The sequence below is a fragment of the Micromonospora craniellae genome (assembly GCF_014764405.1).
Classification (GTDB): domain Bacteria; phylum Actinomycetota; class Actinomycetes; order Mycobacteriales; family Micromonosporaceae; genus Micromonospora; species Micromonospora craniellae.
On the sequence record NZ_CP061725.1, the window covers coordinates 3011794 to 3037609 of the forward strand.

Below are 25816 nucleotides of genomic sequence, written 5' to 3' on the forward strand. Positions count from 1 at the left end.
GCCGGGTTCACCGGAACAGGCCGCCGAGCACCCCACCCTGCTCCTGCTGGCCGCTGCCCATGACCGGCGGCTCCTCGGACGGCTGGACGACGACGAAGCCGTGCCCGGCGAAGCTCATCGTGTACGCCTCGCCGGTGGTACGCCCCAGCAGCGTGCCGAGCCCGAGCTGATCGGCCCGGTGGTAGCCGGTCTGCAGGCTCGCCGACCAGCAGACAGCGGCCTGCGGGTCCACATAGGTGGGGGCGTCGACGCTGAGCACGACCGGGGTGCCCCGGGTGGTGACGGCGATCCGGCCGTGACCGGAGAAGACACAGTTGAACAGGCCGGTCGAGGCCATGCCCGCGCCGCCGACCATCTTGATGTCGTAATGCAACGTCGAGTCGAAGGCCAGCACGCTGGACCCGTTGATGGACAGGGCATCGCCCGGCTCCAGGTCGATGACGTGCACATCCTTGGCGAAGTCGGCGAGGAAGACATCGCCGTGACCGGTCAGCTTCATCAGCGGCACACCCTCACCGGTGAGCTTCTGCTTGAGGAAGTTGCCGAGACCACCGGAGCCGAGCGCCTGAAACTCCACCTGCCCCTGGTACGCGACCATCGAGCCGACGCGGGCCATCGCCTCACCGTTCAGCTCGATCTTCAACATCTTGGCGTTCTGCAGCCGCATACCGGGCTGCGCGGACTCCTTCTCCAGGTTCGCCGCCGAGAACAGCTCGCTGCGCAATGGATCCTCCCGTACTCGCCGTGTCTGGCCGAGACGGTAGGGCAGCAGCGCAAGAGGCCGGGCCGGTCAGCCCCAGCCGAGGTCGTGCAGGCGCGCGTCGTCGATGCCGAAGTGGTGGGCGATCTCGTGCACCACGGTCACCGCCACCTCGTCGATGACGTCGTCGTCGGTGTCGCAGATCCGCAGGATCGGGTTGCGGTAGATCAGGATGCGGTCCGGCAGGACACCAGCGTAGTCCCAGCCCCGATCGGTCAACGCGTGTCCCTCGTAGAGGCCGAGCAGATCCTCGCCGGGGGGTGGGTCGTCCTCGACCAGGATCACCACGTTGCTCATCAGCGCCAGCAGTTCCTCCGGAACCTCGTCCAGCGCCTCCCCCACCAACTCCTCGAACCGCTCACGCTCCATCTCGACCGCCACGCCCTCATTGTTCCTCACCCGACGCGCGATCTCGCGCCTCCGAGGCTCGGGAACGGGCGAAGCAGGCCGGTTCGCGGACGCCGGAGACGCGAGATCCGCGCGGGAGCGGTCAGGAGGTGAGGCGGGCGGTGAGGGTGATCTCCGCGCCGGGCGAGAGCAGGCGCGAGATCGGGCAGTTCTGCTTCGCGGTCTCGGCCAGCTTCGCGAACTGCGCCTCGTCGATGCCGGGGACCTCACCGACGGTGTCCAGCTCGATGCGGGTCACGGTGAAGCCGGCGTCGGTCTTGTCCAGGTGCACCTTGGCGGTGGTCTCCACCGAGGTGGCGGTGGTCCCGGCGTCGGCGAGCGCCTTGGAGAAGGCCATCGAGAAGCAACCGGCGTGCGCGGCGCCGATCAACTCCTCAGGGTTGGTGCCCTCTCCCTCCTCGAAACGGGACTTGAAGGAGTAGTTCCCCTGCAACCCGCCCTTGCCGGTACGGATCGTGCCGGAGCCCTCGGGAAGGTTGCCCTGCCAGCGTGCGGAAGCGGTACGGATAGGCATGCACCTGACGCTAGTCGACGGGACGCCGGCAGGCGACCGACCAGCGGGGCTCGCCGCCGGGGAACCCGACGTCACCGGCCCGCTGTGGAATGATTCACGCGGACCCGCCGTCCTGGTCAGCGCCCTCCGTGGCGTCCAGGTCCCGAGGAGAGGGCGAACGATGACCAACGACCTCCCCATCCCTCGTCAGGACGAACGCGCCGACGGCGCCAGCGTCGTCGAGTGGGGTGCGGCGGACCAGCCGGAGGGCGGACACCGCCTTCGTCGGGCCGTGGCCGGTCTCGGGTCGGACCACCGGGTGCCGGTGCTGCTGGCCGCGCTCGGCGCCGTCGCCGCCGTCGCCTCGCTGCTCGGCGAGTGGGTGACCATGACCATCCCCACCGGCCCGGATCCCACCAGCCCGCTGGAGGTGACCAACGGGGTCGCCGAGATCGGCGGAATGGGCACCGGCTACCTGGTCGGTCTCCTGGTGCTCGGAGGCGCGGTGGCGCTCGCGCTACGCGGCACCAGGGCGGCGCAGGTCAACGCCCGGGTGGCCGGACTGGCGCTCGCGGCCGGCATGATCGCACTGCTCGCGGCGACCACATCGTCGCTCGGCGACGCGACCCGTCGGGGCCTGATGTACTACTCCGGCGACGAGTCCTTCCGCACCGAGCACGGGCGTGGCCTGTTCATGGCCTTCGCGGCCACCCTGCTGTTCGCCGCCGCGCTCGTCCGGATCGCACCCGCCGGGGCGGAGGTGGCCCCGCACGACGAGCCGGGCGGCCCGGACGACGCCGCCCCGGAGTCGAGGTCCCGGCGACGGCCCGACCAGGTGGATCCGGACGAGGGACGTCCACCGGCCGACATCACCGTCAGCCCGACGGTCCCCTTCGCCCGCGAGGCGCCACCCGACTGAGCCGCCCGCCCCGCGTGTAAGGAGGGGTCCCTTTCTAACGCCTGGCGTATTAGAAGGGTCCCTTCCTAACATCTCTGCGCCGAACGCCGAACGCCGAACGCCGAGCGGCGACCGAGCGACGGCGGTCCTGACCGAACGTCACCTTCGGTGCGCCGTCCGTTGACATCCGATTCGCCAGGAAGCCATGGTTGCGACCGGTTTCCCGAGGTACGGTTGCTGCCCGCCGTCACGCCGGGTCGCCTACCCGGCGACCAGCACGGCTGGCCGCGACGGCGGCGGGCGAAGGAGGAACGATGACCCGCCCGGGCCTGCCCAAGCTGATCGCCACCGACCTCGACGGGACGCTCGTCCGCAGCGACGACACCGTCTCGGCGTTCACCCACGAGGTTCTCGACCGGGTGCGTGCCGCCGGCATCCCGGTGGTCGGCGCCACCGGTCGGGGTCCCCGGTTGACCGAACTGACCCGCAACGACATCCGCGCCGCGGACTTCCTGGTGCTGGCCGGCGGCGGCCGGGTGGTGGACCAGAGCGACCCGGCCGGGCCGGTGGTGCTGCGCGACGAGCGCCTCGCGAGCGGGGTGCTGGCCGGCCTGCTGGCCGACCTGGAGGTCGCGGTCGGCCCGCTGACGGTGATGGTCGAAGCCTCCGACGAGCACGAGGCACCGCTCTGGGGCGACTACCACCCGGCCTGGCCCTACCAGGACCGGTTCGAGGTCCGCACCCGCGCCGAGTGCCTCGCCGGTGACGTGATCAAGGCGTTCGCGCGTACCGCCGACCACCATGTCGACGAGTTGCTGGCGGTCGCCCGGGAGATCGTGCCGCCGCACCTGGCCACGCTCACCCAGGCCGGGCTCGGTTTCATCGAGATCTGCCCGCCCGGGGTGGACAAGGCCTCCGGCCTGAGCGTGGTCGCGCAGTCCCTCGGCGTGGACCCGGCCGAGGTGCTGGTCTTCGGCGACATGCCGAACGACCTGCCGATGTTCGAGTGGGCCGGCTGGGCCCGGGTGGCCGTCGCCAACGCGCACCCGAGCGTGCATACCGCCGCCGATGACATCACCCTGCGTAACGACGACGACGGAGTCGCGGTCTACCTCGACCGGCTACTGTCCAGGTGATGGACGCGACGCCCGGCCTGATCGCCACCGACATCGACGGCACGCTGCTCCACGACGACCGTACGCTCAGTGCGCACACCGCTACGGTGCTGGCCCGGATCTCCGCCCGGGGCACGCCGGTCGTGCTGGTCACCGGCCGTCCGATCCGTTGGCTCAGACTCGTGTACGACCAGCTCGCCGAGCCGCTGCCGGCGGTCTGCGCCAACGGCGCGGTGGTCTACGACCCGGTCGACGACCAGGTGCTGCGAGCCGACCCCCTGGCTCCCGAACTGCTCGCCGAGGTGGCCCAGCGCCTGCGGGCGGAGGTGCCGGACGTGAGCCTCGCGGCGGAGATCGTCGACAGCCGGGAGATGCGGCACGAGGCGCACTATCCGCTGCGCTGGGAGGCCGGTGACGCAGCGACCCGGGTCGTGCAGAACCCGGCGGAGCTGCTGTCGGTGCCGGCGGTGAAGCTGCTGGCCCGGGCCGGTGAGCAGGATCCTGACCGGTTCACCGAGTTGATCTCGGCCGCGTTGGCGGGGTTGGCGGAGGCCACGCACTCGTCGAACTCGGGGCTGGTGGAGATCTCGGCGGCCGGCGTGACGAAGGCGGCCGGGCTGGCCTGGTACTGCCACCGGATCGGGGTGGACGCGGCCGACGTGCTGGCCTTCGGCGACATGCCAAACGACGTACCCATGCTGACCTGGGCCGGCCGAGCGGTGGCGGTGGCCAACGCGCACCCCGCCGTCCTGGCCATCGCCGACGAGGTCACCTCGACGAACTCCACCGACGGCGTGGCCGCGTACCTGGAGAAGGTCTTCGGGGTCGACTGAGCCCGGCCGGAGGACGCGACGCGCGACCCTGCCGGGTCGCGCGTCGCGCGCGGTGCTCAGAGGTACTGACCGGTGCTGTGTCCTTCACCACCGCCGCCCGGCTGGCCCATGCCGGGCATCCCGGGCAGCACCGCTCCGCCGCCAGGGCCGCTGGGCAGCGCCTGCCGGCCGGAACGCATCTGTTCGAGCTGCACCCGGGCGGCCATCTGCTGGGCCACCAGGGCAGCCTGGATGCCGTGGAACAGCCCTTCCAGCCAGCCGACCAGCTGGGCGTGGGCGATCCGCAACTCGCCCTCGCTGGGCGCCTGGTCCTCGGCGAACGGCAGCGAGAGCCGTTCGAGCTCCTCGCGCAGCTCGGGGGCCAGCCCTTCCTTGAGCTCGACGATCGACCGCCCGTGGATCTCCCGCATCCGGTGTCGGCTGGCGTCGTCCAACGGGGCCGCCTTGACCTCCTCCAGGAGCTGCTTGATCATGCTGCCGATCCGCATCACCTTGGCGGGCTGCTCGACCAGGCGCGCAGGATCCTCACCGGGGCCGTCATCGGTCTGCACGGTGCCGACCGGCCGGCCGTCCGGCCCGACCACCACCACCGTGCCGGAGTGCCCGGCACCGTCCCGGCCAGGCTCGTCGTTCTGTCCAGCTGAGTGTGCTTCGGTCATGGCACCCATCTTTACCCAGCGCCCGCCGTGAGTGCCCGTCGGTCCGGTGCGTGGTGCACCGCACGTCTCACCCAGGTCCGGCGCGTACCGCGCTACGGTCGGCCGATGACCTCCGACCCGCGCGCCGTGCTGACCCGGCCCGCTCCCGCTCCGGACGTCACCGTCGCCTATGGCGAGCACCCCGACCAGGTCGCCGACCTGCGCCGGCCGTCCGGCACCGGAGCGCCCAGGCGGTTGGTGGTCGTGGTGCACGGGGGCTTCTGGCGCCACGAGTACGACCGGCGGCACACCGACCCGCTGGCCGCCGCACTGGCCGCGCTCGGTCACCCGGTGGCCCAGGTGGAGTACCGGCGTACCGGGCAACCCGGCGGCGGCTGGCCCGGTACGCCCGACGACGTACTGGCCGCGGTGACCGCACTGCCTCGGCTGGCAGCCGAGGCCCTGCCCGGTGTGGTGATGCCGACGCCAGCGGTCCTGGTCGGTCATTCGGCCGGTGGCCACCTCGCCCTGCACGCGGCGCGACACGTGCCGGATGCGGTGGCCGGGGTGCTCGCTCTCGCGCCGGTCGCCGACCTCGCCGAGGCGTACCGACTCGACCTGGACGGGGGTGCGGTGGCGACGCTTCTCGGCGGTGGACCGGCCGACGTGCCCGACCGGTACGCGGCTGTCGACCCGCGATCCGTGGTACCGCTCCCGACACGCACCGTAGTAATACACGGCACTCTCGACGAACAGGTTCCGATCGCCATGAGCAGGGCGTACGTGGCCGCAAATCAGGCAGCAGGGGCCGATATGCGCCTTGTAGAGCTTTCGGGATGTGAGCATTTCGGACTGATCGACCCCGAGGCACCGACCTGGTCCAAGGTAACCAGCGCGTTGCGGTCTTTCGGTGAAGATCATTAATCATTGACGCAGCGTCGCGGAGCAGGTAGAACGCCGATGGGCGCACCCGCCCAGGCAACGCGTGTTGAAGGGAACCCGGTGTCGCAGATGAACCGCAGGCGAGCACTCCAGTTGCTGGCCGCGCTCGGAACAGGGGGCCTCGTCGCCGCATGCGGTACGGACAGCGACGAGGGGACCACCAACGCCACCAGCGGCCGTCCGATCAAAATCGGTCTGATCGCGCCGCAGGCCGGACCGAACAAGGCCATCGGCGACGAACTCACCAACGGCTTCCAGCTCTACCTCGACCTCAACGACCGGAGCCTCGGCGGTCACCCCGTCGACCTGGTCGCCGCCGACGAGGGAGACACCGTGAAGTCCGGCCAGGCCGCCGTGAACAACCTGCTCGAACAGGGCGTGCTCGCGATGACCGGTGTCGCCAGTTCCGCCGTGATGTTCGGCATCCGGGACGCGGTCGAGCAGGCCCGGGTACCGCTGATCGGGTCCAACGCCTCACCGCCGAGCCTGCAGAGCGTCGTCTACATCTGGCGTACGTCGTACGTGCTCGACGAGGCGGGTCGGGCGCTCGGCCGCTACCTCAAGGACGAGCTGGGTACGGCCGACCGGGTCGCCATCATCCTTCCCGAGGGCGGTGGCGGTGGCGAGGACGTGCTGCGCGGATTCCGTCAGGAGTTCGGCGAGACCGACCCGAGGATCTCCGACCCGGTGATCTGGACCACCGGCAGCCCCAACCCCGGCAAGACGGCCTACGTCAACGACATCAACCAGGCGCTGAACCGCAGCCCGTCGACGGTCTTCTGCTTCTACTCCGGCACGGCGGCCGTGGAGTTCGTCATGCAGTTGCGGGACGCCGGGTTCCGGGGCCGGATCTACGCCCCGGGTTTCCTCACCGAGGGCACCGTCCTGGAGAGCATCCGGCCGGCCAACGACGCGCTCGGCATCCGGACCGCCCTGAACTACTCCGCCGACCTGAACAACGCGGCGAACCGCCGCTTCGCGTCGGCGTACCGCAAGAAGCACAACGCCTCACCCACCACGTACGCGATGGCCTCCTACGACGCGGCCAAGGTGCTCGACCAGGCGATCCGGCTGGCCGGTACGACTGCGACGGCGCAGGACGTGAACCTGGCGCTCGGTCGGATCGGGCAGATCGACAGTCCACGTGGCGCATGGCAGTTCAACCAGCCGCGTACCCCACAGCAGAAATGGTACCTGCGCGAGGTCCAGCGCGACGGCCAGTTGCTGTCCAACGTGCTGGTCAGCGAGCTGGCCACGCTCGGCTGAGTCGACGCGCAAGGGCCGGCCCGGTGCGACGGCCGGCCCCGGAGCGTCGGATCAGGGCCGCAGTTCGGCGACGCAGCACTTCACGCTGCCGCCGCCCTTCTTGAGTTCGGCCAGCTCCACCGGCACCGGCGTGTAGCCGGCCGCCTTGAGCCGACCGGCGAGCCGGGTCGCCTCGTTGTTGAGCACCACATTGGCGCCGTCGCTGACCAGGTTCAGCCCAAACGACAGCGCGTCGTCGTCGTCCGCCACCACCGCGTCGGGAAAGAGTTGGGCGAGCACCCGCTGACTCGCGGCGGAGAACGCCCCCGGGTAGTAGGCGATGTTGCCGTCGTCGATCGAGGCGAGCGCCACGTCCAGGTGATAGAAGCGCGGGTCGACCAGGTGCAGCGACACCACCGGCCGACCGAGCGCCTCCTGCGCCTCGGCGTGCGCGGGCAGCTCCGTGCGGAAGCCGTACCCGGCCAGGACCAGCCCGCCGTGCGCCTCCGGCAGGTACGCGAAGTCGCCCTCACCCTCGTTGGTCTCGTTCGGCGCGATGAACCGCCAGCCCCGCGACTCGTAGAACGCCCGGTGCACGGCGGCCTCGGCGGTCCGCTGCGGGTGCTTGAACCGCGCCCCGTAGACCGTGCCGTCCACCGTGAACGCGCCGTTGGCGGCGTACACCATGTCGGGCAGGCCCGGCTCGGGAGCCAGCAGGTGCACCTCGTGGCCGAGGCCCACCAGGGTCTCCCGCAGGCGGTCCCACTGCTTGACCGACAACTCCGGGTCGACCGAGGCGGTCACGTCCATCCACGGGTTGATCGCGTACTCGACCGCGAAATGCTCGGGCGAGCACATGAGATATGTCCGCTTTCGCGGTACTCGCTGCTGGTTCACGGTGACCAAGGGTAGGTAGGCTGCCACTTTAGTAATAGCCGTAGACATTGCTTCTCAGGAGCGGAACATTGCAGATCGACGCCGTCGACCAACGAATCATTGCGCTGCTCGTTGCAGACGCCCGCGCCTCGTACGCCGACATCGGCACCCGGGTGTCACTCTCCGCTCCGGCGGTCAAGCGACGGGTCGACCGGCTGCGGACGGCCGGAGTGATCCGTGGATTCACCGCCATCGTCGACCCGGCCGCCGTCGGGTGGACCACCGAGGCCTTCGTCGAGCTGTTCTGCGCCGGCCGCACCACCCCCGCCCAGCTCGGCGCGGCGGTCCGCCGCCACCCCGAGGTGGTCGGGGCGTACACGGTCTCCGGCGAGGCCGACGCGCTCGTTCACCTGCGGGCCGCCGACATCGCCCACCTTGAGGAAGCGCTGGAACGGCTGCGGGCCGAGTCGTTCGTCACCTCCAGCCGCAGCACCATCGTGCTCTCCCGGCTGGTGGAGTCCCCCGGTGTCGGCCCCTCCACGACCTGACGCCGGTCGGGGAACCGAACAGCCGAACGCCGCGTCGAACCGCGCATGACACGGGGAATCAAGGCCACTGCGGCCAGCGGCACGCTGATCGCGCTGGCGCTGCTCGCCGGCAGCATGTCGGCGGCACCGGCCGTGTCGCCACCCGTCGGGACCGACGAGCCGCAGATGGTGCCGGTCGGCCTGGTCTCCTTCGACTCCTGCGCGGACGCCCTCGCCGAACTGCGCGCGGCAGCCGCCGCCTCGGTCGGCCCGTACGGCTTCGGCGGCGGCTGGCGCACGTTCAGCGACCGGGGCGGTGCCCTCGGGTCCGGCACCGACGCCGTGGCGAAGGCCGCCGAAGGCGGTGCCGCGCCGGCGGGTGCCGCGCCGGCGGGTGCCGCGCCGGACCACTCGACGACCAACAACCACGAAGCCGGCGTCGACGAACCGGACCTGGTCAAGACCGACGGCCGCCGGATCGTCACGACCACCGGCGGCGTGCTGCGGGTGGTCGACGCGACCAGTCGACGGATCACCGGTGAAGTCGAGCTGGCCCCCGGCGACCAGCGCCTGCCCTGGACGGAGCAGCGGTTGTTGCTGCTCGGTGACCGGGCGCTGGTCCTGACCGAGGCCATGCGCGAATCGGCCACGGACCCCGTGGGCCGGATCCGGGGCCCGGTCGGTGACGCCCGCCTGATCCTGGTCGACCTGTCCGGCGCACCCCGGGTGCTGGGGACGTACCGCGTCCAGGGCAGCACCGTGGACGCCCGGCTGACCGGCACGACCGCCCGGGTGGTGGTCCACTCGACGCCCCACCTGGAGTTCCCGTCCGACAAGACCGGCAGCGACCGGCAGCGGACCGCACGCAACCGCGACGTCATCGCCCGGGCCGGCATCGAGACATGGCTACCCGAGTACGAGTGGACGACGGGCACCGAACGGCACACCGGGCGGGTCGGCTGCGACCGGCTGAGTCGCCCGCAGCGGATGACCGGCACGTCCACGCTGACCGTTCTCAGCTTCGATCTCACCAGCGACCGCCTCGGCGACGGCGACCCGGTCGGCGTGGTGGCCGACGCGAGCACCGTCTACGGCACCACGACCAGCCTCTACCTCGCCGGTCCGCGTCCACTGCCGCCAGCCGGCACGGCGCGGTGGCGGCCGTCGACGGCCGACGAGGTGACCGAGATCTACCAGTTCGACACCGGCATGCCTGGGCACCCCCGCTTCGTCGCCTCGGGCGTCGTGCCCGGCTGGCTGATCAACCAGTAAGCGCTGTCGGAGTGGGACGGTCACCTGCGGGTGGCCACCACCACCGGTGACGCCTTCGGCGAGGGCCGGACCTCCGAGTCGGCGGTGCGGGTCCTGCGCCGCGAGGGCGGATCGCTATACCTACACCCGCTGCCCGAGGGACGACTGCTCGGGGTCGGACAGGAGGCCGACTCGCGGGGACGGACCCAGGGCGTACAGGTGTCCCTCTTCGACGTACGCGATCCGGGCCGCCCGTACCGGCTGGACCAGTGGCACCTGCCCCGGGGATGGTCCGGTGCCGAGCACGACCCGCACGCCTTCCTGTACCGGCCGGACAGCGGCCTGGTGGCCCTGCCGGTGGACGCCGGCATCCGGCTGCTCCGCGTCGGTGGCGACACCATCCGCGAGATCGGCGAAGTGACCCACCCGGCGACGGACCGCGGGGGTCGGCGGATGTGGGCTCCGGTACGCCGGTCGCTGGTGATCGGTGACGTGCTCTGGACCGTCTCGGACGCCGGGCTGCGCGCCACCGACCCGGCCACCGCGCGCAGCGTCGGCTGGATCGCGACGACCTGAACTTTCCTCCCACGCGGGTGGGGCCCGGTTTCTCGGGGTTTCCGGGCCCCACCCGCCTTGGCCTGATACCGGGTCCGGGTGGGGACTGTGACGAGCGGATACGGTCCGTCGTCGGCGCGGTCGACGTCGTCCTCGACGGCCTGGGCGGTGCGACCGGAGACAAGGCCGTCGACCTGCTCGCCCCGGGCGGCCGGCTACTCAGCTTCACGCTGGTCGGCGACGAGTGGACCAGCCTACTGGCCGTGCCGGCCGCCGACGGCGGGGACATGAAGGCCCCGCCGAAGTCCCGGTCGACACGGCAGCGGGCGTACGCGGAGCGGGTGTTGGCGGAAGCTGCGGCCGGACGGCTGCGCGCGGTGATCGGGCAACGGTTCCCGCTGGACCGGGCGGCCGACGCGCACACCGTGGTCGGTGCCCGGCGTACGGTCGGCAAGACCGTGCTCGACGTGCGCTGACCCCGCCCTCAGAGGTACATGCCGGTGCGGTGCTCACCCCGTCCCGGCTTGTCCCCCTCGCCGAAGAAGCGCTTGCCACCGAACTCGCCGTGCAGGCGGTCGTCCAACTCGTCCGCGAGGCCGGTCATCACCTGCACGGCGAGCATCAGATGGGTCGGCTGGAAGTTGCGCCCGAAGACCGGGATCGAGGCCCACACGGTGTCGTCCGCACAGTAGAGACGACCGATCGGCATCCGGTTGGTCAGCTCGGAGAGTTTGACGTACAGCCGCTCGGTGGGCTCGACCCCGGTCAGGACCGGAGAGAAGACGTCGACCAGCGGCGGATTGTCCCGCACCCGGACGAAGACCATCGCCGAGCCCGCGCGGATGTTGATGTCGCCGTCGGAGTCGACCTGGACCCGGTCCGAGTCCGACTTGAGCATGGTGGAGACGACCGTGCGTACCCGCTCGGCCAGGTCCAGCACCTCGGTCTCCGGGCTGTCCCCACCGGCGGCGGCCAGCGCCTCCTCCAGCTCGGTGCCGATCTCCCGCACCAGGCCGAACTCGCTGCGCGCCGTACCCAGCGGGGCACCCGCAAGCGGCTCACCCTCGGTGTCCTCGATCTGATAGACCAGGAACGCGGGATGCGGCGCACCATAGATGTCCCGCAGCGTACGGGAGAGCACCGCAGCCACCCGGGTGGCCTCGTCGACGCCGCAGTGCAGGCCGAACTGGTCACCGGAGCCCTCCACCACCCCCGGCGGCGACCAGCCCAGCGCGACCATGTCGGCGACGGCCGCGCGGTCCAGCCGGTACCCCTGCGGCAGGGTGGCGTTGCCGACCGCGCGCGCGTTGAGTCGGCCGTCCGTGCCGACGTCGGCCCCGACGGAGTAGATCGCGTCGTCCGTGCCCGAGGCGGTCGGGTCGAGCGTCAGCTCCACGCGCGCCCCCACCGGCAGGTCGACCAGCCGGTCGGCCAGCGCCCTCGCGAACTCCCGCCACGCCTGGGTCACCTTCGCCCGCAGGTCGGCCGTGGTCGGCTCGTCGAGCAGGATCGACTCGTGGTGATGCGCCGGCGTGCCGGGTGGTGCCGAGGGGTGGTCTGCCGTCATGATCGCCTCCGTCCGTTCCGGTCACCCTACCCAGCCGCCGTATCGGTCGGCGCGGCCCGGACCGTGATCGGACAGCCCCCCTCGGTTGCGGTCAGTCGGCCGGCCGGCCGCCGCCCAACTCCACCGGCCAGGTGCCGGCCAGTTCGGCGAGCCGGGACGCCGCCGCGACGGGATCGGCGCCCTGCCCCACAGCCAGCCCGAGCAGGTACGCGGTGACCGGGGCACCCGGACGCACCACCTGGTGGGCCACGTCCCGGGCCAGGTCGAGCACGGTCGGCACCGGCACCGGGGCCGGGTCCAGCCCCAGTTCCGCGCAGACCGCCGTGACCCAGTCGTCCAGCACCGTCATCGCGCCCACTCCTCCGCCCGGCGTACGTCACCGTCAGTGTCGCAGTCGAACCACGGCGGCGGGCCGCCACCTGACCAGCTCACCTCGCGCACAGCGAGCCCGGCGAGCAGCTCCCGCAGCGGCGCTCCGGAGTGCCGTCCGGCGAGCCGGTCCAGCGCCGCACGCAGGGCGTCGGTACGCCACACCCCGCACAACGTCTGCCGCCGTCCCGAGGCGTCCACGAAACACACCCCGTCCACCTGCGGCGGCATGTCCAGCGGCGTACCCGGTGGGGTGTTCGGTGGCGTGTCCAGCTGGCGCAACAGGTCACCGACGGCGGGTCGGGTCAACAGCGGCAGGTCGGCGGCGAGCAGCGCGACGACCGGTACCCCCGGTTCGATCAGGGCCAGTCCGGCTGCGGTGGCGGCGACCGGCCCGCCACCGGGCGGCGACTCCCGGGCCGGGAGCACTCCCGCCGGGGCCGGCCCGGGACCGACCAGGATGCGGGGCGTCGCGTCGGCGACGGCCGCGAGCACCCGCTCGCGCATCGGTACGCCACCGACGGGCAGCGCCGGCTTGTCCCGCCCACCCATCCGGCGCGCCGCCCCACCCGCGAGCACGATCGCCGCGTACGCCGTCACCGGATCACGGTAACTCGCACGGCTCGGCCCTCTCCGCCGCTGCCGCCCGCCAGAGGTCGCCGGGCGGGGTGGCCAGACGGGGTGGCCGTTTCCGGCGCTGCCGCCCGCCAGCCGGGTCGCCGGGTGGAGCGGTCGGATGCGGTGGGGTGTGCAGGCGGGGCAGGATGGCGGGGTGGGACGGGCCAGTGACCGACGCGGGGTGCTCCGCGTCGACCTCGACGCGACGGACACCGGAAGGATCCGGGTGCGCCGACCGGACACGCTCGTCGCCGAGGAGCCGCTGGAGATCCGGGTCGGGCCGGCCGGGCCGGAACGACGCCGCCCGCTCTCGGTCACCATGCGGACCCCCGGCGCCGACCTGGATCTGGCACTCGGCTTCCTCTTCACCGAGGGGCTGATCCGCTCGACGGACGACGTGTCCACCGCGCAACTCTGCGCCGGCGCCGATACGCCGAACACCTACAACGTGGTCGACGTGACGCTGGCTCCGGGCGTGCCGTCGCCCGGCGCCGACACGACCCGGCACTTCCACACCACCAGTGCCTGCGGGGTCTGCGGCAAGGCGAGCATCGACGCGGTCCGTACCCGGTCCCGGTTCGACGTGGCCGCCGACCCGCTCGCCGTGGCGGCCGAGATGCTGGCCGAACTTCCGGAGCGGCTACGGGCCGGTCAGCGGGGCTTCGACCGCACCGGCGGGTCGCACGCGGCGGGGTTGTTCTCCGCCGACGGCGAGTTGCTGGTGCTGCGCGAGGACGTGGGCCGACACAACGCGGTGGACAAGGTGATCGGCTGGGCGGTCCGTGAGCGTCGGCTGCCGCTGGCCGGGCACCTGCTGCTGGTCTCCGGCCGCGCCAGTTTCGAGCTGACCCAGAAGGCGTGGATGGCCGGGCTGCCACTGCTGGCGGCGGTGTCGGCGCCGAGCACGCTCGCGGTCGACCTGGCCGCCGAGGCCGGACTCACCCTGGTCGGCTTCCTGCGCGGCCGGACGATGAACATCTACACCGGCACTCAGCGGGTGACCGGCTGATCCGGCGTTCAGCGATTCGCCAGCAGCTCGAACAGTTCCAACCGGACGGCGGCGTCCCGGACGATGAGGAAACCCGCGATGCCCAGCACCCACCCGAGCATGCTGCCCGACGACCGGACGATCCAGGCGTTGAGGCGGGCGAGCAGTGGCTCGATCCGCCTCGGCCAGGCCACACGCGCGCCCAGCAGCACCAGCGCCGGCAGGACCATGACCAGGCAGTACCCCGCCAGCAGCGCGATCACCTGCGGCACGCCCAGGTCCGAGGTGGTGAGCAGACCCAGGGCACCGAGGTACGGCAGCATGGTCGCCACCTCCGCCAGCGCGGCGAACACCGCCAACCCGACCAGCCAGCGCGGCGACGAGTCACCAGACGTCGCCCGGTCCCGCCAGCGCAGCACCCGACCGCCACCACCGCCGCGCTTGCCGTCGTAGCGAAAGCTCAGCACGAACAACCCGACACCGAGCGCGAGCTGCCCCCACAGCGCCGGCCGGTTGTCCAGCGCGCCGCCCAACATCTCGGCCAGCCCGCTGCCGCCGAAATAGAGCAGCAGCCCGACCAGGAAGTAGAAGCAGGCGATGGTGCCCAGGTAGGTCGACACCCGCCCGAGGCGAACCGGGCCCGGGGCGAGCAGCAGCCAGACCGGGATGAACAGGGTGCCGATGCTGGTGCTGTCGACGAGCGCCAGACCCGCGAGGGACAGCAGTAACGCGACGCTCATGCCGGGCCTAGGGGACGCACGCTCATACGGTGATTATCCGGGTGTCCCGATCCGACGGCTGCCCTGGCACCGGGGCCTGTCGAGCCTTCGGGACGGTTTCCTGAGGTGGGTTCGGGGGACGGTTCATGGTGCGCCACGGGCCACCGAGGAGCGGGGTGAGGACCACCAGGAGGTAGCCGGCGCCGGCCGCGACGAGGGTGGCCGTGGTGCCGGCATGTTCGCTGGCGAAACCCGCTGCGAGCGCGCCGAGCGGGATGGCGGCCCAGGCCACCGCGCCGATCACGCCGTACACCCGAGCCCGCATCCGGGCCGGTACGCGTTCGAGCTTGATCGCGCCGATCATGGGGTTGATCGCCCCGGCGGCGAAACCGGCGCTGGCGAACACGACGAGCAGGACGGGCAACGGCAGCCCGGCGGCCATCGCCCAGAACGGCGGTGGACCGGCCACTGCGAAGGCCACCACGAAGGTGGCCCGGCGGGGCAACCGGTGACCGACGGCGCTGAACACCAACGAGCCCGCCAGCGCACCACCGCCCATGGCACCGACGAGCAGCCCGAGGGCCGCCGCTCCGCCGAGGTCCCGGTGCGCGACGACGGGCAGCAGCACGTTGCTCTTGGTCGCGTCGAAGAAGTTGGTCACCAACACCAGCAGGACCAGGACCCGCAACAGGGGCTCGGCGAGCAGAAACCGCACGCCGGCGGCGAACTGGCGCCAGTAACCGGTGTCGTGGCTGGTCGCTGGCCCGTCGACGGTCGCGGCCTCGTCGGCACCGGGCTGGAGGTTCGCCGGCACCAGCACGGCGACGACCACTGCGGACAGCACGAACGTGGCCGCGTCGAGGACCAGCACGGGCAGCGCCCCCAGGGTGGCGACCAGCAGGCCGGCCACCGGTGCACCGATCAGTCGGGCACCCCGCTCGGTCGCCTCGAACCAGCCGATCGCCCGCTCGGTCGGCAGGCCGGCGGCGGTGGCCGCCTCGGGCAGCAGGGCGACCCGGGCGGTCTGGCCCGGCGTGTCGAGCAGACCGCTGAGGAAGACCAGCGCGAGCAGCGCCCAGAACGGCAAACCGACCGTGGCGTGCAGGAGGGGGATCGCGGCGACCGTCAGGCAGGAGACCAGATCGGCGAGCACGCTCGCACGGCGGTAGCCGATCCGGTCGACCAGGACTCCGCCCAGTGCGCCACCGAGCACGATCGGCGCGGTCGCGACGGCAGCGGTGAGGCCGGTGGCGGCCGGCGAGCCGGTCTCGGCGAGTACGTAGAGCGGCAACGCGATGATCGTGAGCATGTTGCCGGTCAGCGAGACCGTATGCCCGACCAGCAGACCGATCAGCGGCGTGCGGGACGGGCGGCTCATTCGGGCCGCCGGAACGCGTGATAGATCATCGTGACCGGGCGGGCGTCGGCGCGGGCCGGGTCGCTGCGCTCCTGCCAGCGCGCGGCCAGCGCCTCCAGGTCGGCCCGCAGTTCCCGCAGTTCGGCAGCGGTGAGGTGGTAGGCGTTGTCGCTGCTGGCGGTGCCGCGTACCCACTCCGGCTCAAAGGTCGCCTCGGCGGCTAGGTAGCCGTTCAGGGCCGCCTGGTACCGCTCCAGCACGGCACGCCGCAGCAGGTCGGAGGCGACCTTCCGCTCCGGGTCGTCGAGTGCCTCCAGTGGCTCCCAGGAGGTGGTGGCGTGCGCGGCTCGCCACCACCGTTCCCGACGGTTGCGCGCGCACTCCGAAGCCTCCCGCACAAAGCCGTGCTCGGCGAGCTTGCTCAGGTGGTAGCTGACCGAGCCGACCGCCTCGTCAACGACGTCGCTGAGCATCCCGACGCTCTGCGGCCCCCGCAGCCGCAGTTCGCCGAGGAGCCGGAGCCGGGTGGGGTGGGCGAGGGCCCGCATGGCACGGGGGTCGGTCAGGTGCAGCACGGTCTCGTCGTTCGACATGTCGCCACCATAGACGTACAAGAAATGACGTACAAGATTTCTTGTCGATCATCGCGGGCGGCGACCGGACCGACGCCTGCCCCGCCGCAGCGCCTTCGGCGACCTCGGCCAACCGTCCAGACGCGACGGCGGCACGCCCCGACGGAGCAGATCGTCCAGCAGCAGGGCGAGCGAGTAGTCCGCATGCTCGGCCAGCACCCGCTCCAACGTCACCGCCGCCAGCGCGCCCTGCCCCGCGCGCCAGGCGGCGAACGCCAGCAGGGCGCCGGGCGCGGCGGACAGGTCCGGCTCGGTCCGGCGCATCATCTCGGTCCAGAACGCCACGTCCTCGTCCCGGCCGTCGGTGCGTTCCCAGGCGTGGTCCCGCACCGGCAGATGGGTCAGCAGCAGGCAGAGCCACGCCACCTCGTCGTCGGTCAACGGCTCGCCGTCGCGGTGACGGCGTCTGGTGGCCCGCAGCGCCGCCACCCCGGCCGTCCGCAGCGCCCGACCGCCGAGCAGGTCGGCCGGAGGCGCCTCCGCCAGCAGGTCGGCGAGTCGCCGGTCGGCCCGTTCGGCGGCGCGCCGCATCTCCGGCCCGTCGACCGGGGCCACCGCCGCGGCGAGAGCGGCCCGGTCAGGCAACGCGACCTGGCCGGCGAAGACCGCCGCGGCCGGCACCACACTGGCCCTCGGGTCGTACGGGGTGCCCTCGGGCGGGCAGCACTCCGGCTCCTGACAGACGTACGACCACCACCGGTCACCGGTGACCCGTAACGCGTCCAGGACGGTGAGCCCGGCCTCGGCCAGCGCGATCCGGACCGCGTCCACGGCCGGAGTCACCCGGGCGGCCGGACCGTATCCGATCGCGGTGGCCGAATCGGCGCCCTGCCGCGCGGTCACCGCGGCGATGTGCTCCGCCGACTCGCGTGGATCGCCCTCCCCGGGCAGGTCCATGCGGGCGGCGAAGACGATCCGCGAGCCCGCCAGCGCCACCACCACGATGCTGTCGGTGGGATGGAAGCCGAGCAGGTACGGCACGGCCGCGATGAGGTCGGCGGGCGATCTGACGGTGAGCCGGGGCAGGTCCGTGGAGTTCATGAGGGCAGCTTGCGAGCCGTCCGGTTCCCACCGCTGCCCCTGTGGACGACACGCGGGTTATCCACAGTCACAGCGCGTATCCGACCAGCTCAACGCGATACGTCCAGCCCCCTCGGATGGAAGGAAGGGACCCTTCCTATACACGAGGCGTTAGTAGGGGACCCCTCCTTACATCCGAGGGGATACCTTGCGGGGATGGATCTGGCGTACCTGCGGGGGCACCCGGAGCAGTTGCCGACCTTCCTGACCCATCAGCGGATCCGGGAGACGCCGGTGAGCGGCGGCGACATCTGCGCCGCCGCCCGACTGACCCTGGACGACGGGCACTCGGTGTTCGCCAAGACCTGGCCGGAGCACGCCGACCGGCCGGTGCCGGACGACTTCTTCGCCACCGAGGCGGCCGGGCTGCGCTGGTTACGGGAGGCCGGCGCGGTCGCCGTACCGGAGGTGCTGGTGGCGCTGCCCGACCTGCTCGCCCTGGAGTGGGTACAGCCGGGCGAGCCCCAGCGGGCAGCGGCCGACCGCTTCGGGCGTGAGCTGGCCGGGATGCACCGCGCCGGGGCGCCCGCCTTCGGGGCACACTGGCCGGGCTTCATCGGCGCGCTGCCTGCGGACAACACCCCGCACGACGGTCCCTGGCCGACCTGGTTCGCCCAGGCCCGGATCGTGCCCTACCTGCGACGCTCGGTCGACGGAGGTGCCCTGGACGCCACCGCCGCCGCGCTCGTCGAGCAGGTCGTGGCCCGCATCGACGAGTTCGGCGGCGACGAACCGCCCGCCCGCATCCACGGCGACCTCTGGCCGGGCAACCTGCTCTGGGGCGCCGACGAACGGGTCTGGCTGGTCGACCCGGCCGCGCACGGTGGGCACCGGGAGACCGACCTCGCCCAGCTCACGCTCTTCGGCGGCGCATCGTACGCGGACCGGATCCTGGCCGCGTACGACGAGACCTGGCCGTTGGCCGACGGCTGGCGGCATCGGGTGCCGCTGCACCAGTTGCACCTGTTGCTGGTGCACACCGCCCTGTTCGGCAGCGCGTACCGGGAATCGGTCGTGCACGCCGCTCGGACGGCCCTGAGCGGGGCCGAGCGCGCTACGGTCGACGGGTGACCGTCGCCCCGCCGACCGCCGGCGCCCTTGTCGACCGGTACGGCCGCGTCGCCCGGGACCTGCGGGTCTCCCTGACCGACAAGTGCAACCTGCGCTGTACGTACTGCATGCCCGCCGAGGGGCTGCCCTGGCTGGCCGGCCCGCGACTGCTCACCGACGACGAGATGGTCCGGCTGATCCGGGTGGCGGTGTGCCGGCTCGGCGTGACCGAAGTCCGGTTCACCGGTGGCGAACCGCTGATCCGCCCGGGTCTGGTCGACATCATCTCGGCCGCCGCCGCACTAGACCCCCGTCCCCGGCTCTCGCTGACCACGAACGGCATCGGCCTGCACCGGCTGGCTCCGGCGCTACGCGAGGCCGGGTTGGACCGGGTGAACGTCTCCCTGGACACCCTGGATCGGGAGCGCTTCACCCGGCTCACCCGGCGCGACCGGCTCTCCGACGTGTTGGCCGGGCTGGCCGGCGCCGCCGACGCCGGATTGACCCCGGTCAAGGTGAACGCGGTGCTGATGCGGGGGGTCAACGACGACGAGGCACCGGCGCTGCTCCGCTTCGCCCTCGACCACGGCTACGAGTTGCGGTTCATCGAGCAGATGCCGTTGGACGCCCAGCACGGCTGGGACCGCGCCGCCATGGTCACCGCCGAGGAGATCCTGACGACGCTGCGCTCGGCGTACGCGCTGAGCCCGGACCCGGCCGAACGCGGCACCGCGCCCGCCGAGACCTGGCTGGTCGACGGCGGCCCGGCGCGGGTCGGCGTGATCGGCACGGTGACCCGGCCCTTCTGCGGCGACTGCGACCGGACCCGGCTCACCGCCGACGGCCAGATCCGCAACTGCCTGTTCGCCACCGAGGAGTCGAACCTGCGCGACGCGATGCGGGCCGGGGCCGACGACGACGAGGTGGCCCGCCGCTGGACGGCGGCGACCTGGGGCAAGCGGGCCGGGCACGGCATCGACGACCCGACCTTCCTGCAACCGACCCGGCCGATGTCGGCCATCGGAGGGTGACCGTGGCGACCGTGACCGTCCGCTACTTCGCCGGGGCCCGGGCCGCCGCCGGTCGCGCCGAGGAGACCACCGTCGCCGGGCGGTCGCTGGACGAGGTGCTGGCGGAGTTGTCGGACCGGCACGGCGCGCCACTTGTGCCGGTGCTCAAGGTGGCGAGCTTCCTGGTTGACGGCGTCACCTGTCATGATCGTAAGAAGCCGCTGCCGGCCGGAGCGACGATCGACGTCCTGCCACCCTTCGCCGGTGGCTGAGGGGGATCCACACGTGTTCGCGGTACTCGGCTTCGTGGCCACGCTCGCCCTGATCACCGGGCTGATCCACCTCTACCTCTGGAAGCGGTTGGTCAAGGACACCACCACCGCCGCCGGGCGGTGGCGGCGGATCGGCACGGTCACCGCGGTGGTGCTGGCGGTACTCGTACCGGCGACCATGGTCGGCACCCGGTCCGGGATGTACTGGCTCGCCTGGCCGGGCTACCTCTGGCTCGCGGTGATGTTCTACCTGCTGGTCATCCTCGTCGCGCTGGAAGTGCCGATGCTGGTGACGAAGCTGGTGCTGCGCCGCCGGGCGGCGGCCGTCGCACCGGAACCGGCACTGGTCGGCACCGCCACCCCGGCCGAGGCGCCCGGCGCCGACGACACCGCCGCCTCGCCGGCCACCCCTTCGGCCGACGAGGCGGCGCAACCGCCGTCCGCCGGGGCGGTCGGACCGGACCACGACCCGTCCCGCCGGCTGCTGCTCGCCCGTGGCGCGGCGATCTTCGCCGGACTCACCGCCACCGGCCTGGTCGGCTACGGGGTACGGACCGCGATGGGTCCACCACGCCTGGACCGGGTGCAGATCCCGCTGGCGAAGCTGCCACGCAGCATGGACGGCCTGCGCATCGCCACCGTCGCCGATATTCACCTCGGCCCGCTGATCGGCCGTATGCACACCGAGCGTATCGTCGCCGCGATCAACCGCATGGACGCCGACATCATCGCCGTGGTGGGTGATCTGGTCGACGGTACGGTTGCCGAGTTGGCTGACGCCACGGCGCCGCTACGCGACCTGCGGGCCCGGCACGGCAGCTACTTCGTCACTGGCAACCACGAGTACTACTCCGGAGTCGAGGAGTGGGTCACCGAGGTCGACCGACTCGGGTTGCGCGTACTCCAGAACCAGCGGGTGGAGATCGCGGCCCGGGGTGGCGTGCTCGACCTGGCGGGCGTCAACGATGTCAGCGCCGTGGGCGAAGGGGTCTCCGCACCGCCCGACTACGAGGCCGCACTCGGCGGCCGCGACACGTCACGTCCGGTGGTACTTCTCGCCCACCAGCCGGTGGCCGTGCTGGAGGCGTCGAGGTACGGCGTCGACCTGCAACTGTCGGGCCACAGCCACGGTGGCCAGATCGTGCCGTTCAACCTGCTGGTCCGGCTGGAACAACCGGTGGTATCCGGATTGGCCGAGGTGAACGGGACCAAGGTCTATGTGACCAACGGAGCCGGCTTCTGGGGCCCGCCGGTGCGGGTGGGCGCGGAGCCTCAGGTCACCCTCGTGGAACTGCGTTCGGCATAGCGAACCTCACGCCCGAGCGTGGCGGCGCGCACGGGCGTGGCCGGGCGTGGCAGGATGCGGCGTGCCTCCGTTCAACGCCGTACCCCCCGGTGGCCGCCCGCCCTTCGTCGCTGATCTGCACATCCACTCGAAATACTCGCGGGCCTGCAGCCGTGACCTGACCCTGCCGAACCTCGGCTGGTGGGCGCAACGCAAGGGCATCGCGGTGCTCGGCACCGGTGATTTCACCCACCCCGCCTGGTATGACCACCTGCGGGAGACGTTGCGTCCCGCCGAGCCGGGCCTGCACCGGTTGTCCGTCGACGCCGAGCGGGACATCGCCCGCCGGTTGCCGCCCCGGCTGTCCAGTCACGCCGAGAGCGTCCCGGTCCGGTTCATGCTCAGCGTGGAGATCTCGACGATCTACAAGCGGGACGACCGCACCCGCAAGGTCCACCACCTGATCTATCTGCCGGATCTGGACGCGGTGGGCCGGTTCAACGCCGCGTTGGGGCGGATCGGCAACCTCGGTTCGGACGGCCGACCGATCCTCGGTCTGGACTCCCGCGATCTGCTGGAGATCACGCTGGAGGCGAGCCCGGACGGCTACCTCGTGCCGGCGCACATCTGGACGCCGTGGTTCTCCGCGCTGGGCTCGAAGTCCGGCTTCGACGCGATCGCCGACTGTTACGCCGACCTGGCCGAGCACATCTTCGCCGTGGAGACCGGGCTCTCCTCGGACCCGGCGATGAACTGGCGGGTCGGCAGCCTGGACTCCTACCGGCTGGTGTCCAACTCGGACGCCCACTCGCCGCCCGCGCTGGCCCGCGAGGCGACCGTCTTCGCCTCGGAACGGGACTACTTCGGCATCCGGGACGCGCTGCGTACCGGTGACGGGCTGGCCGGCACGATCGAGTTCTTCCCCGAGGAGGGCAAGTACCACGCGGACGGCCACCGGCTGTGCGGGGTGAACTGGGCACCGGAGCAGACCCGGGAGGCTGGCGGACGTTGCCCGGAGTGCGGCAAGCCGCTGACGGTGGGTGTCCTCAGCCGGGTCGAGGACCTGGCCGATCGACCCGAGGGATACCGCCCGGAACACGCGCCCGAGGTGACCCACCTGATCCAGCTCGCCGAGATCCTCGGTGAGATCAACAAGGTCGGCCCACGGTCGAAGAAGGTCGAGGGGAAGCTCACCAACCTGGTCGCCGCGCTCGGCTCCGAACTGGACATCCTGACCCGCACCCCGCTGGACGACATCGGACGGGTCGGCGGTGAACTGCTCGCCGAGGGCATCGGCCGGCTGCGCCGCGACGAGGTCCGCCGGGTACCCGGCTACGACGGCGAGTACGGCGTGATCACTCTCTTCGACCCGGCAGAACTGGGTGCCGGTGCGGCGTCGGGCGGGCAGGAGACGCTGTTCGACGTACCGGTGCAGGTGCCGACGCAACGGCGGCCGGCCGATTCGGCCGGCGGGCCGGACCCGAAGGCGAAGCGGCCGGTGGCCAAGGCGGAACCGAAGCGCAAGGCGGCACCCACACCGGCACCGCCGATCGCGCCGCCGCCGTCCCCGCACGAGCCGTTCGAGCCGATGCTCGCGGGCATGGAGGAGGTGGGCAGCGGCCTGCTCGACCGGCTCGACGCCATGCAGCGGGTGGCCGCCTCGGCACCCGGCGGTCCGTTGCTGATCGTCGCCGGACCGGGCACCGGCAAGACCCGTACGCTGACCCACCGGATCGCGTACCTCTGTGCGGAGCTGAACGTCTTTCCCGAGCGCTGCCTGGCGATCACCTTCACCCGACGCGCCGCCGAGGAACTACGGCACCGACTCGACGGGTTGCTCGGCCCGGTCGCCGAGGACGTCACCGTGGGCACGTTCCACTCGCTCGGGCTGACCATCCTGCGGGAGAACACGGCCGGCACCGGCCTGCCGGACGACTTCCGGATCGCCGACGACGCCGACCGGACGGCGGCCCGCGCGGAGGCCGGAGACGACCCGGCACGGTACACGTCGCTGCTGCGCAAGCAGGGCATGGTCGACTTGGACGACCTGCTCACCCTGCCGGTGGCGCTGCTGCGCGACGACCGCAGGCTGGTCCAGCGCTACCGGGACCGCTGGCAATGGATCTTCGTCGACGAGTACCAGGACGTCGACGCGGTGCAGTACGAGCTGCTACGCCTGCTCAGCCCCGCCGACGGAAACCTCTGCGCGATCGGTGACCCGGACCAGGCCATCTATTCGTTCCGGGGCGCCGACGTCGGATACTTCCTGCGCTTCTCCCAGGACTTCACCGACGCCCGCCTGGTCCGGCTGAACCGCAACTACCGGTCGTCGGCACCGATCCTGGCCGCCGCGGTGCAGGCCATCGCGCCGTCGTCGCTGGTCCGCGGGCGCCGGCTCGACCCGGCCCGGCTCGACCCGGAGGCCCCGCTGGTCGGACGGTACGCCGCAGCGTCCGTCGCCGACGAGGCCGACTTCGTGGTACGCACCGTCGACGAACTGGTCGGCGGCCTGTCCCACCGGTCACTGGACTCCGGGCGCATCGACGGCCGGTCGAGCACACTGTCCTTCTCCGACATCGCGGTGCTCTATCGCACCGACTCGCAGGCCGCACCGATCGTGGATGCCCTTGCCAGGGCCAACGTGCCGGTGCAGAAGCGATCGCACGACCGGCTGCGGGACCGGCCCGGCGTGATGGCCATCGCCCGCGAGCTGCGGCACGTCACCGGCGTCGACGGTGCCCTGCCCGCCCGGGTACGCCTCGCTGGACAGTCGCTCGCGGAGCGGTTCGCCACCCCCACCCTCGACGGCTCGCACGGGGTCCGGCCGGAGGACGTCCGTACCGCGGTCGACCTGCTGACTCCGCTGGCCCGCCGATGCGGTGACGATCTGGAGGTGTTCCTGTCCCAACTCGCCACCGGCGCGGAGGTGGACGCCCTAGACCCCCGTGCCGAGGCGGTCACCCTGCTGACCCTGCACGCCGCCAAGGGCCTGGAGTTCCCGGTGGTCTTCCTGGTCGGGACCGAGGAGGGGCTGCTGCCGTTGCGGTGGCCGGGCACCACCCCGGACGACGAGGCGATCGCCGAGGAGCGACGGCTGTTCTTCGTCGGGCTGACCAGGGCACAGGACCGGCTCTACGTCAGCCACACGGCACGCCGGGTCCGGCACGGGTCGGAACGCGACTGCCGACCGTCACCGTTCCTCGACGTGATCGACGCCGGCCTCTTCGAACGGCTCGGCGACACCGCCGGACCTCGTCGACCGAAGGACCATCAGCTCCGGCTCATCTGAGTGTCCGCCGTCCCGCTCGGCGGATGGGCGCGCGGCAGGCGGGCGGGCGGCAGGCGGGCGGCAGTGACCGGTCCGTGATCGCGTACGGACGATCGGTGATTCGGTCACGCGCTACGGTGACGTGGGCGACGGCCGGCACCGGCCCACCGTTTCCACCCACGGCCCCAGGAGTGCGTGCATGGCGAACTACGGACCATCGGGCGGCGGCCCTGCGCCGTGGCACGAGCCGGGCCACGGCGAGCGACCGCCCGCCAGTCCGCCGCCCGCCCTCCACCGCTCCTACGGCACGGGCCCGTCGCCCGACGACAGCCGGTCCTACGACGACAGCCGATCCTACGGGGGTGGCCAGTTCTACGGGGGTGGCTACGGTCCGGGGGCGGGCGGGCCGCAGTACCCGCGCGGTGGATACGACGCGGGCCACGGATCCGACTCGCAGGACACCGCGACCTACCCGGCCTATCAGGAGGGCGCGGCGGAGACCGCGTACGCCGGACAGCCGGTGCCGCCGCCGGAGCGCGGGCGCGGTCGGGGCCGGATCGTCGCGGTGATGGCGACGGTGTTGGTGCTCGTGCTCGGTGGCGCGACCGCGTTCTACCTGCTCGGGCAGGACGAAGAGACGCCGACGCCGGTGTCCGCCCCCACTCCGGAGGCGGCGGCGGTGACCCCGGTCGGGCCGGACGACGAGGACGAGGCGCCGGCCAGCTCGCCGTCGGACACCTCGTCCACCGATCCCCGGTTCGTCGAGCCCGGCCAGTGCGTCCGTAACGAGGGGCCGGCCGGCGGCAAACCCAAGCTGGTGATCAGCGACTGCGTGCCGAAGTCGTACGAGGTGTTGCGCCGCTTCGACGGCAAGACCAGCGGGGAGCGGGATGCCGAGGCGAAGTGCGCGCCGGTCGACGGCTACACCAACTGGTACTTCTACGACAGCGAGCTGGACTCACTGGACTTCGTGCTCTGCCTCGAACAGCGCGGCTGACCCGGCTCGCGTCGACGATCGGCAAAACTAGTGCTGTCTAGCGTCCACGCTAGACAGCACTAG

26 protein-coding genes and 1 pseudogene are annotated in these 25816 nt (G+C 72.0%); 15 read left to right on the top strand and 12 right to left on the bottom strand.

Features of this window, described 5'->3' with window-relative positions; all coding sequences use genetic code 11:
* Positions 1–7: 7 nt before the first annotated feature.
* The 3 genes from ID554_RS13405 to ID554_RS13415 all read right to left on the bottom strand — a co-directional run bounded on the left by ID554_RS13405 (position 8) and on the right by ID554_RS13415 (position 1682).
* Positions 8–724 (bottom strand): AIM24 family protein, encoded by a 717-nt coding sequence (locus tag ID554_RS13405; protein WP_117228281.1) that lies wholly within the window; start codon positions 722–724, stop codon positions 8–10.
* Positions 725–790: 66 nt separating this feature from the next.
* Positions 791–1129 (bottom strand): metallopeptidase family protein, encoded by a 339-nt coding sequence (locus tag ID554_RS13410; RefSeq protein WP_117228335.1) that lies wholly within the window; start codon positions 1127–1129, stop codon positions 791–793.
* Positions 1130–1250: 121 nt separating this feature from the next.
* Complete coding sequence (locus tag ID554_RS13415; RefSeq protein WP_117228280.1) at positions 1251–1682, bottom strand: OsmC family protein; 432 nt, start codon at positions 1680–1682, stop codon at positions 1251–1253.
* A 160-nt stretch (positions 1683–1842) separates the two neighbouring features.
* Here ID554_RS13415 and ID554_RS13420 point away from each other — a divergent pair, with 160 nt between their 5' ends.
* From ID554_RS13420 to ID554_RS13430, 3 genes are all read left to right on the top strand, one after another.
* Positions 1843–2580: a hypothetical protein gene (locus ID554_RS13420; RefSeq protein WP_117228279.1), complete on the top strand. Its 738-nt coding sequence runs from the start codon at positions 1843–1845 to the stop codon at positions 2578–2580.
* Positions 2581–2873: 293 nt separating this feature from the next.
* A complete protein-coding gene (locus ID554_RS13425) occupies positions 2874–3695 on the top strand; it encodes an HAD family hydrolase (RefSeq protein ID WP_117228278.1) in 822 nt (273 codons plus the stop codon).
* Positions 3695–4507: an HAD family hydrolase gene (locus tag ID554_RS13430; protein ID WP_117228277.1), complete on the top strand. Its 813-nt coding sequence runs from the start codon at positions 3695–3697 to the stop codon at positions 4505–4507. Before ID554_RS13425 ends, ID554_RS13430 begins: the two co-directional genes overlap by 1 nt.
* Positions 4508–4563: 56 nt before the next feature.
* On the opposite strand, the gene ID554_RS13435 is transcribed toward ID554_RS13430, so the two are convergent.
* Positions 4564–5175, bottom strand: coding sequence for a bacterial proteasome activator family protein (locus tag ID554_RS13435; protein WP_117228276.1), 612 nt, complete (start codon positions 5173–5175; stop codon positions 4564–4566).
* Positions 5176–5271: 96 nt separating this feature from the next.
* Here ID554_RS13435 and ID554_RS13440 point away from each other — a divergent pair, with 96 nt between their 5' ends.
* Positions 5272–6069, top strand: a complete 798-nt coding sequence (locus ID554_RS13440; RefSeq protein ID WP_117228334.1) for an alpha/beta hydrolase family protein — start codon at positions 5272–5274, stop codon at positions 6067–6069.
* A gap of 78 nt (positions 6070–6147) precedes the next feature.
* Complete coding sequence (locus ID554_RS13445; protein ID WP_117228275.1) at positions 6148–7353, top strand: ABC transporter substrate-binding protein; 1206 nt, start codon at positions 6148–6150, stop codon at positions 7351–7353.
* 51 nt (positions 7354–7404) lie between these two features.
* On the opposite strand, the gene ddaH is transcribed toward ID554_RS13445, so the two are convergent.
* Positions 7405–8238, bottom strand: a complete 834-nt coding sequence (ddaH, locus tag ID554_RS13450) for a dimethylargininase (RefSeq protein ID WP_396888520.1) — start codon at positions 8236–8238, stop codon at positions 7405–7407.
* Positions 8239–8297: 59 nt separating this feature from the next.
* Between ddaH and ID554_RS13455 the strand changes: the two genes are divergently transcribed.
* The 3 genes and pseudogenes from ID554_RS13455 to ID554_RS13465 all read left to right on the top strand — a co-directional run bounded on the left by ID554_RS13455 (position 8298) and on the right by ID554_RS13465 (position 11017).
* Complete coding sequence (locus tag ID554_RS13455; protein ID WP_117228273.1) at positions 8298–8756, top strand: Lrp/AsnC family transcriptional regulator; 459 nt, start codon at positions 8298–8300, stop codon at positions 8754–8756.
* A 45-nt stretch (positions 8757–8801) separates the two neighbouring features.
* Positions 8802–10562: pseudogene (locus tag ID554_RS13460) on the top strand (beta-propeller domain-containing protein).
* A gap of 17 nt (positions 10563–10579) precedes the next feature.
* Entirely contained in the window at positions 10580–11017 is a 438-nt protein-coding gene (locus ID554_RS13465; protein WP_158573732.1) for a zinc-binding dehydrogenase, read from the top strand.
* A gap of 8 nt (positions 11018–11025) precedes the next feature.
* Here ID554_RS13465 and ID554_RS13470 read toward each other — a convergent pair whose 3' ends face one another.
* The 3 genes from ID554_RS13470 to mobA all read right to left on the bottom strand — a co-directional run bounded on the left by ID554_RS13470 (position 11026) and on the right by mobA (position 13077).
* Positions 11026–12108 carry a T3SS (YopN, CesT) and YbjN peptide-binding chaperone 1 gene (locus ID554_RS13470; RefSeq protein WP_117228271.1) on the bottom strand — a complete coding sequence of 361 codons (1083 nt, stop codon included), beginning with the start codon at positions 12106–12108 and terminating at the stop codon, positions 11026–11028.
* 91 nt (positions 12109–12199) lie between these two features.
* A complete protein-coding gene (locus ID554_RS13475; RefSeq protein ID WP_117228333.1) occupies positions 12200–12457 on the bottom strand; it encodes a DUF6457 domain-containing protein in 258 nt (85 codons plus the stop codon).
* The gene (gene mobA / locus ID554_RS13480) at positions 12454–13077 is read right to left on the bottom strand and encodes a molybdenum cofactor guanylyltransferase (protein WP_117228270.1); all 624 of its coding nucleotides are present in this window, start codon (positions 13075–13077) and stop codon (positions 12454–12456) included. Before mobA ends, ID554_RS13475 begins: the two co-directional genes overlap by 4 nt.
* A 172-nt stretch (positions 13078–13249) precedes the next feature.
* Between mobA and fdhD the strand changes: the two genes are divergently transcribed.
* Positions 13250–14104, top strand: a complete 855-nt coding sequence (gene fdhD / locus ID554_RS13485) for a formate dehydrogenase accessory sulfurtransferase FdhD (RefSeq protein ID WP_117228269.1) — start codon at positions 13250–13252, stop codon at positions 14102–14104.
* 8 nt (positions 14105–14112) lie between these two features.
* Here fdhD and ID554_RS13490 read toward each other — a convergent pair whose 3' ends face one another.
* The 4 genes from ID554_RS13490 to ID554_RS13505 are packed head-to-tail and all read right to left on the bottom strand — an operon-like array spanning position 14113 to position 17832.
* Positions 14113–14823 carry a GAP family protein gene (locus ID554_RS13490; RefSeq protein WP_117228268.1) on the bottom strand — a complete coding sequence of 237 codons (711 nt, stop codon included), beginning with the start codon at positions 14821–14823 and terminating at the stop codon, positions 14113–14115.
* Between the two features lie 22 nt (positions 14824–14845).
* Complete coding sequence (locus ID554_RS13495) at positions 14846–16180, bottom strand: MFS transporter (protein WP_117228267.1); 1335 nt, start codon at positions 16178–16180, stop codon at positions 14846–14848.
* A complete protein-coding gene (locus tag ID554_RS13500; protein WP_117228332.1) occupies positions 16177–16752 on the bottom strand; it encodes a helix-turn-helix domain-containing protein in 576 nt (191 codons plus the stop codon). The genes ID554_RS13495 and ID554_RS13500 overlap by 4 nt, the downstream gene beginning before the upstream one ends.
* 48 nt (positions 16753–16800) lie before the next feature.
* Entirely contained in the window at positions 16801–17832 is a 1032-nt protein-coding gene (locus ID554_RS13505) for a DUF4192 domain-containing protein (protein ID WP_117228266.1), read from the bottom strand.
* A 195-nt stretch (positions 17833–18027) separates the two neighbouring features.
* Here ID554_RS13505 and ID554_RS13510 point away from each other — a divergent pair, with 195 nt between their 5' ends.
* The 6 genes from ID554_RS13510 (at position 18028) to ID554_RS31650 (ending at position 25753) form a co-directional block, all read left to right on the top strand.
* Positions 18028–18942 carry a fructosamine kinase family protein gene (locus ID554_RS13510; RefSeq protein ID WP_117228265.1) on the top strand — a complete coding sequence of 305 codons (915 nt, stop codon included), beginning with the start codon at positions 18028–18030 and terminating at the stop codon, positions 18940–18942.
* Positions 18939–19952 (top strand): GTP 3',8-cyclase MoaA, encoded by a 1014-nt coding sequence (gene moaA / locus ID554_RS13515; protein ID WP_117228264.1) that lies wholly within the window; start codon positions 18939–18941, stop codon positions 19950–19952. The genes ID554_RS13510 and moaA overlap by 4 nt, the downstream gene beginning before the upstream one ends.
* A complete protein-coding gene (locus ID554_RS13520) occupies positions 19949–20203 on the top strand; it encodes a MoaD/ThiS family protein (protein WP_117228263.1) in 255 nt (84 codons plus the stop codon). Before moaA ends, ID554_RS13520 begins: the two co-directional genes overlap by 4 nt.
* Positions 20204–20216: 13 nt before the next feature.
* Positions 20217–21509 (top strand): metallophosphoesterase, encoded by a 1293-nt coding sequence (locus ID554_RS13525; protein ID WP_117228331.1) that lies wholly within the window; start codon positions 20217–20219, stop codon positions 21507–21509.
* A 61-nt stretch (positions 21510–21570) separates the two neighbouring features.
* On the top strand, positions 21571–24777 hold the full coding sequence (locus tag ID554_RS13530; protein ID WP_117228262.1) for a UvrD-helicase domain-containing protein: 3207 nt from the start codon (positions 21571–21573) through the stop codon (positions 24775–24777).
* 178 nt (positions 24778–24955) lie between these two features.
* Positions 24956–25753: an LppU/SCO3897 family protein gene (locus ID554_RS31650; RefSeq protein ID WP_117228261.1), complete on the top strand. Its 798-nt coding sequence runs from the start codon at positions 24956–24958 to the stop codon at positions 25751–25753.
* The last annotated feature ends 63 nt before the right edge of the window (positions 25754–25816 follow it).